This window comes from Streptomyces sp. NPDC043996 (genome assembly GCF_056435225.1).
This window is the reverse complement of the sequence record NZ_JBWKEY010000003.1, coordinates 710,956-718,177: the sequence shown is the minus strand read 5'-3', so window position 1 is coordinate 718,177 and position 7,222 is coordinate 710,956. Positions and strand designations below refer to the sequence as shown.

Genomic DNA, 7,222 nt, shown 5'->3' with positions numbered 1-7,222 from the left:
GGGTGGGTGGGTGACGCCCTGGCGGGGGCCAAGGCCACCGGCCTGTGGGGAAGGCCCAGCTGCCCGCAGCGCCGCGCGTCGAGGGCGCCGTATCGCGGCCCAGGGGCGCACGGGCGGGTGGGTGGGTGACGCCCTGGCGGGGGCCAAGGCCACCGGCCTGTGGGGAAGGCCCAGCTGCCCGCAGCGCCGCGCGTCGAGGGCGCCGTATCGCAGCCCAGGGGCGCACGGGCGGGCGGGTGGGTGACGCCCCCGGCAGGGACCAAGGCCACCGGCCCGCAGGGAAGGGGCGCCCCCGGTACGAGGGGAAACCCGGTTGCCGTAGCCGTTAGGCTGGTGTCGTGGCAGTCGTCGATGTATCCGAAGAGCTCAAGTCCCTCTCCTCGACCATGGAGTCGATCGAGGCCGTCCTGGACCTCGACAAGCTGAGGGCAGACATCGCCGTGCTCGAGGAGCAGGCGGCAGCGCCGTCCCTCTGGGACGACCCGGACGAAGCGCAGAAGATCACCAGCAAGCTGAGCCACCTCCAGGCGGAGGTGCGCAAGGCCGAGGCCCTGCGCGGACGCATCGACGACCTGGGCGTGCTCTTCGAGATGGCCGAGGAGGAGGACGACCCGGACACCCGCGCGGAGGCCGAGTCGGAGCTCACCGCCGTCAAGAAGGCGCTGGACGAGATGGAGGTGCGCACGCTGCTCTCCGGGGAGTACGACTCCCGTGAGGCCGTCGTCACCATCCGCGCCGAGGCCGGCGGCGTCGACGCCTCGGACTTCGCCGAGAAGCTCCAGCGGATGTACCTGCGCTGGGCCGAGCGCCACGGCTACAAGACGGAGCTGTACGAGACCTCGTACGCGGAAGAGGCGGGCATCAAGTCCACCACCTTCTCCGTCCAGGCCCCGTACGCCTACGGCACGCTCTCCGTGGAGCAGGGCACGCACCGCCTGGTGCGGATCTCGCCCTTCGACAACCAGGGCCGCCGCCAGACGTCCTTCGCGGGCGTCGAGATCCTCCCGGTCGTCGAGCAGACCGACCACATCGAGATCGACGAGTCCGAGCTGCGCGTGGACGTGTACCGCTCCTCGGGCCCCGGCGGCCAGGGCGTCAACACGACCGACTCCGCGGTCCGCCTGACCCACCTGCCCACCGGCATCGTCGTCTCCTGCCAGAACGAGCGCTCGCAGATCCAGAACAAGGCGACCGCCATGAACGTCCTCCAGGCGAAGCTCCTCGAGCGCCGCCGCCAGGAGGAGCAGGAGAAGATGAACGCCCTCAAGGGCGATGGCGGAAACTCCTGGGGCAACCAGATGCGTTCGTACGTCCTGCACCCGTACCAGATGGTGAAGGACCTGCGCACGGAGTTCGAGGTGGGCAACCCCGAGTCCGTGTTCAATGGCGAGATCGACGGTTTCCTCGAGGCCGGAATTCGCTGGCGCAAGCAGCAGGAGAAGTAATCTCGACGCTTTGTCGACAAGGCGAGCGCTGACGCGGCGCTCCCGGAGCATCGAATTTCCAGGCGGTCATGGTCCATTGGGCCATGGCCGCCTTGGTCTATGAACCTCTTGTGGGGTTCCTGCGCCCTTTACGTCACAGTCGCATGTCCGGTCGACGGTCAACTGACCGTATTCCGGGCATCGCGCCCGCAACGGCCTTGACGGTGCTCAGGAAAGTGGAAAGGCTAGCGCGCGGCATGCGTATCTCTGGGGCGCGTGTGATCCGGGGGGCCGATCGAGAGCCGCCCGCGACCGGGGCCCCGGCGCTGCCTCACTGACGATTCAGCTACTGGGGGTAGCAGCCTGATGACCAAGAAGACGCGGATCCGCGTCGCGCGGATAGCCGCGGGCGCCGTGATCGCCGCAGGTGCCTCGCTGACCGCCGCCGGCGCCGCCTCGGCCCTGGACGTCGGCGTCGAACTGGGCGGCTCGGGCGCGAGCGCCTCCGCCGACGAGAACGGCATCGGCGTCGACGCGGACCTCCCCGGCGACGATGACGAGCCCACCGACCCGCCGGAGCCCAGCAACCCGCCGGAGCCGACGGACGAGCCGACCGAGCCCACCGACCCGCCGGAGCCGACGACCCCGCCGTCGCCCACCAAGCCGCCGGAGCCGACGAACCCGCCGACCCAGCCGACGAAGCCGCCCACCGACAAGCCGACCGCTGACCCGAGCGACCCGGGCGACGGCGGCACCGGCGGCGGCAGCGGTGGCAACGGCGGCGGCACCGGCGGCAACGGCGCCGACCCCGCGGGCGGCGGCTCCAAGCCCGTCCAGCAGGGTCAGGGCAAGGACAGCCTGACCGACACGGGCACGGCGCCGCAGCAGGTCGACCAGATCGCCGACAAGGGCAAGGACGACGGCGAGCTGGCCGATACGGGTGCCGCCGAGACCACCTTCCTGGTCATCGGCGCCGCCACGATGATCGCGGGCGGCATCGGCTTCCGCCTCCTGCCCCGCCTCGTCGGCAACCGCGGCGCCGCCGCGTAACCCTCCCGGGCAGGGAAGCGGAAAAAGGCCCGGAGCCACCTGGCTCCGGGCCTTTTGTCTGTGGCGTGCGCGGCGCGCGCCTGGCACCCTGGGGGCCGCGCACAGCCAGTCACGGCCGGGCCCGCGGGCCTGCGGTCACACGGCCCTGTGGCTACGCGGTCTGATGGGCGAGGAAGGCCATCGCGGCGATCAGGACGACCAGCAGCCCTATCAGGGTCACGGGGCTCAGGCCACCGAAGGGGCCCTCCTGCTGCATCCGCTGCCGGTTGGCCCGGCACACGGGGCAGCGGCCCTCACTCACAGGCGCCGCGCAGTTCGCGCACACCAACCTGTCAAAGGTCATGCGCTTCTCCTCCCGCACAGTCTCAGCCTGCCCAACGCTCTGGGAACCTCAACCGTTCCCCCTACCACTGTGCCAGCTTCCGCGGATTTCGGCGCGGCCCGCCCTCCGCCGTCGGATTCCGGCCGATCCGTTCCCTCCTGGATCGGCGACAAATCGCGCAACTCAGGACGCCGACTGCGCCGCCGCACCGGCTTCGCGTATGGTCACGCTCACCTACCCCCGGCTACCCGTGGTGCATCCGTGATCCGATTCGACAATGTGTCCAAGGCCTATCCGAAGCAGAACCGCCCGGCGCTCCGCGATGTGTCGCTGGAGATCGAGAAAGGCGAGTTCGTCTTCCTGGTGGGGTCATCCGGCTCCGGAAAGTCCACCTTCCTGCGGCTGATCCTCCGCGAGGAGCGCACCAGCCACGGCCAGGTGCACGTCCTGGGCAAGGACCTGGCCCGGCTCTCCCACTGGAAGGTGCCGCACATGCGCCGCCAGCTGGGCACCGTCTTCCAGGACTTCCGGCTCCTGCCGAACAAGACCGTCGCCGAGAACGTGGCCTTCGCCCAGGAGGTCATCGGCAAGTCGCGCGGCGAGATCCGCAAGTCCGTGCCCCAGGTGCTCGACCTCGTCGGGCTCGGCGGCAAGGAGGACCGGATGCCCGGCGAGCTCTCCGGCGGTGAGCAGCAGCGCGTCGCGATCGCCCGCGCCTTCGTCAACCGGCCCAAGCTCCTGATCGCCGACGAACCGACGGGCAACCTCGACCCGCAGACCTCCGTCGGCATCATGAAGCTCCTCGACCGCATCAACCGGACCGGTACGACGGTCGTGATGGCCACCCACGACCAGCAGATCGTGGACCAGATGCGCAAGCGCGTCATCGAGCTGGAGAAGGGCCGTCTCGTCCGCGACCAGTCGCGCGGCGTCTACGGCTACCAGCACTGACCCGTCCCCGTCCCCGTTCCCGGGCGAGGCCCGCCGGCACCGTCGGCCCGCTCACCGGAACCATTTGCTCCATCTGATCCACTGATCCACCGAAAGGCCGCCATGCGCGCCCAGTTCGTCCTGTCGGAGATCGGCGTCGGTCTCCGCCGCAACCTCACGATGACCTTCGCCGTCGTCGTCTCCGTCGCCCTCTCGCTCGCCCTGTTCGGCGGCTCGCTGCTCATGCGCGACCAGGTGAGCACCATGAAGGGCTACTGGTACGACAAGGTCAACGTCTCGATCTTCCTGTGCAACAAGGCGGACGCCGAGCAGGACCCCAAGTGCGCCAAGGGCGCCGTCACCAACGAGCAGAAGGACCAGATCCTCACCGACCTCAAGAAGATGTCGGTCGTGGACACCGTCCAGCACGAGACGGCCGACCAGGCGTACAAGCACTACAAGGAGCAGTTCGGCGACTCCCCGCTGTCCAGCTCCCTGACCCCGGACCAGATGCAGGAATCCTTCCGCATCAAGCTGAAGGACCCGGAGAAGTACCAGGTCGTGGCGACGGCCTTCTCCGGGCGCGACGGCGTGCAGTCCGTGGAGGACCAGAAGGGCGTCCTGGACAACCTCTTCGAGCTGCTCAACGGCATGAACAAGGCGGCGCTCGCGGTGATGGCGCTGATGCTCGTCGTCGCCCTGATGCTGATCGTCAACACGGTGCGCGTCTCGGCGTTCAGCCGTCGCCGTGAAACCGGGATCATGCGTCTGGTGGGCGCCTCCAGCCTCTACATCCAGATGCCGTTCATCCTGGAGGCCGCCGTTTCCGGCCTCATCGGCGGCGGGCTCGCCTGCGGGTTCCTGCTCCTCGGCCGGTACTTCATCATCGACCACGGCCTGGAGCTCTCGGAGAAGCTGACGCTGATCAACTTCATCGGCTGGGACTCGGTCTTCGCGGTCCTTCCGCTGGTGCTCGTGATCGGCCTGCTGATGCCCGCGATGGCCGCTTTCCTGGCGCTGCGCAAGTACCTCAAGGTGTGAGACGGCGGGCGGTGAGCGCTGCCGCCGGTGTGAGCCGTGCCTCGGGCGCCGTGCGGTCAACCTGCCGTACGGCGCCCCCCGTTGTCCTAGACTCACCGACATGCCAGGCCCCGATTGGCTCGCCGAGTCCCGCCGCATCCGCCGCGGGGCGGCCCTGACCTTGGTGTTCGCGAGTGTGCTCGCCACCGGCGCGGCCGCCGGATCCTGGCGCGGGGAAGACCCGGAAGGCCGGAAGGCCACGGCGCCCCCCACCCGTTCCGCTGCCTCCTCCCACGCCGGGGACCGCGACCGGGCCGACCGCGATCCCGCCGACGCGGCCGCGGACGCCGCCGCCGAGGCCATGGCCGACGGCAAGTCCGGCACCGATGCCGCCGAGGACGCGGTCAGCCGCAGCGGCGACCGCTGGGCCTCGGTGTACTCCCAGGGGGAGTACAAGGAGTTCGAGCGGGCCCTGGGCGGCGGCTACACCGGCGTCGGCCTGTGGGCCAGGCGCGAGGCCGACGGCCGGATCGAGGTCTCGAAGGTCCGCGCGGACGGGCCCGCCGCGCGCGCGGGCGTCCGCCGGGGCGACCGGCTCGCCACCGTCGACGGCCGCGCGGTCAAGGGCCGCCCCGTCACCGACGTCGTGGCCCTGCTGCGGGGCGACCGCGAGGGCACCCCGGTCGCGCTTGGCCTGGAGCGCGGCACGCGCGCGTGGAGCACGACGCTGCGCCGCGAGCGCCTGTCCACGCAGTCCGTGCGCGTCACCCGGCTCCCCGACGGCGCCGTGAAGATCAAGGTCGACGCGTTCACCAAGGGCACCGGAGCCGCCGTGCGCGACGCGGTGCGCGCGGCCCCCAAGGGCGCGGGCGTCCTGCTCGACCTGCGGGGCAACGCGGGCGGCCTGGTCACGGAGGCCGTCACCGCCGCGTCCGCGCTCCTGGACGGCGGCCTGGTGGCGACGTACGACGTGCGCGGCCGCCAGCGCGCGCTGCACGCCAAGCCGGGCGGCGACGCCGCTAGACCCGTGGTCGCGCTCGTCGACGGCGGCACGATGAGCGCGGCCGAACTCCTTACCGGAGCCCTCCAGGACCGCGGCAGAGCGGTCGTCGTGGGCTCCCGTACGTTCGGCAAGGGCTCGGTGCAGATGCCGAGCCGCCTGCCCGACGGCTCCGTAGCCGAGCTGACCGTCGGGCACTACCGCACCCCTTCGGGGCGTGCGGTGGACGGCCGGGGCATCACTCCGGACCTGGAGGTCGAGGGCGAGGCCCAGGAGCGGGCCGAGAGAGTATTGACTGGCCTCGGACCCCCCTCCTAGTGCGAAAATAGCCGCACTATGGCGAAGGAAAAGGTAAAGCGCAAGGCCGCCAAGGCCAACGAGAAGGCCCCTGCCCGGAAGATGGTCGCGCAGAACAAGAAGGCGCGGCACGACTACCACATCCTGGACACCTACGAGTGCGGCCTGGTGCTCATGGGCACCGAGGTCAAGTCGCTGCGCATGGGCCGCGCCTCCCTGGTGGACGGCTTCGTGCACATCGACGGCGGCGAGGCGTGGCTGCACAACATCCACGTCCCCGAGTACGTGCAGGGCACCTGGACCAACCACTCCGCCACGCGGAAGCGCAAGCTCCTGCTGCACCGCGCGGAGATCGACAAGCTGGACCAGAAGTCCCAGGAGTCGGGCCACACGATCGTGCCGCTCGCGCTGTACTTCAAGGACAGCCGCGTCAAGGTCGAGATCGCGCTCGCCAAGGGCAAGAAGGAGTACGACAAGCGGCAGACCCTGCGCGAGAAGCAGGACCTGCGCGAGACGAACCGCGCGATCTCCTCCGCCCGCCGCCGCCAGGGCATCGCCTAGGCGGCGTCACCCAGGTCGGCGTCGCTCCGGCCGCTTCGGGCGGGAATACGCTGGCACGGGTCGGCCTTGGTCACGTACGATGGACTTGCTCCGCTGGTGACGGGGCACCCCCTCCTCGGAGGGCCTCTTCGGAGGGCTGCTGCGGAGGGTTTGAAAAATCAACATGGGGATGATCGGTTTCGACAGCGGATGTCGAAGCAGGGGAAGCGTGTCGAGGAAGCGGCAATGATCTCGTTAACCATATGTCGCAACCAATAATCGCCAACACCAAGCGCGATTCCTTCGCCCTCGCTGCCTAAGTAGCGACTTGCGAAGTGTCAGCCCGGGGCTGTTCCCGACCCGGATCCTGGCATCAGCTAGGGAACTAAACTTCTAGACCCGGTCACGGGGCCTAGGAGGAAATCAAACAGTGACTGAGCCCGTCGGAGACTTGTCCACGAGATCTCCGGGGCTGAGAAAATCGCAGTGGACTGCACACGGAGAAGCCCTGGTTCCGCACCGTTGGACGCGGGTTCGATTCCCGCCATCTCCACAATTCCCATGTGAGGCGAAGGCCCGGCAGTCAGCAGACCGCCGGGCCTTCGTCGTGTGCGCCTACTGTCGGAGCGGGCCGTCATC

At 69.7% G+C, this 7,222-nt stretch carries 7 protein-coding genes and 1 other RNA gene; 7 read left to right on the top strand and 1 reads right to left on the bottom strand.

Annotated elements, in window-relative coordinates; translation table 11 throughout:
- Window positions 1-338 precede the first annotated feature (338 nt).
- Window positions 339-1,445 carry a peptide chain release factor 2 gene (prfB, locus tag AC07A4_RS10620; RefSeq protein WP_478595742.1) on the top strand — a complete coding sequence of 369 codons (1,107 nt, stop codon included), beginning with the start codon at window positions 339-341 and terminating at the stop codon, window positions 1,443-1,445.
- 345 nt (window positions 1,446-1,790) lie between these two features.
- On the top strand, window positions 1,791-2,474 hold the full coding sequence (locus tag AC07A4_RS10615; RefSeq protein ID WP_478595740.1) for a hypothetical protein: 684 nt from the start codon (window positions 1,791-1,793) through the stop codon (window positions 2,472-2,474).
- A 151-nt stretch (window positions 2,475-2,625) separates the two neighbouring features.
- Here AC07A4_RS10615 and AC07A4_RS10610 read toward each other — a convergent pair whose 3' ends face one another.
- On the bottom strand, window positions 2,626-2,817 hold the full coding sequence (locus AC07A4_RS10610; protein ID WP_478595738.1) for a hypothetical protein: 192 nt from the start codon (window positions 2,815-2,817) through the stop codon (window positions 2,626-2,628).
- 240 nt (window positions 2,818-3,057) lie between these two features.
- On the opposite strand from AC07A4_RS10610, the gene ftsE reads away from it, so the two are divergent.
- The 5 genes from ftsE (at window position 3,058) to ssrA (ending at window position 7,139) form a co-directional block, all read left to right on the top strand.
- Window positions 3,058-3,747, top strand: coding sequence for a cell division ATP-binding protein FtsE (gene ftsE, locus AC07A4_RS10605; protein WP_138960009.1), 690 nt, complete (start codon window positions 3,058-3,060; stop codon window positions 3,745-3,747).
- A gap of 102 nt (window positions 3,748-3,849) precedes the next feature.
- Window positions 3,850-4,767, top strand: a complete 918-nt coding sequence (gene ftsX, locus AC07A4_RS10600; protein ID WP_478595735.1) for a permease-like cell division protein FtsX — start codon at window positions 3,850-3,852, stop codon at window positions 4,765-4,767.
- A 100-nt stretch (window positions 4,768-4,867) separates the two neighbouring features.
- Complete coding sequence (locus AC07A4_RS10595; protein WP_478595733.1) at window positions 4,868-6,064, top strand: S41 family peptidase; 1,197 nt, start codon at window positions 4,868-4,870, stop codon at window positions 6,062-6,064.
- A gap of 18 nt (window positions 6,065-6,082) precedes the next feature.
- Window positions 6,083-6,604 carry an SsrA-binding protein SmpB gene (smpB, locus tag AC07A4_RS10590; protein ID WP_478595730.1) on the top strand — a complete coding sequence of 174 codons (522 nt, stop codon included), beginning with the start codon at window positions 6,083-6,085 and terminating at the stop codon, window positions 6,602-6,604.
- 165 nt (window positions 6,605-6,769) lie between these two features.
- Window positions 6,770-7,139: a transfer-messenger RNA gene (gene ssrA / locus AC07A4_RS10585) on the top strand.
- Window positions 7,140-7,222: the final 83 nt, after the last annotated feature.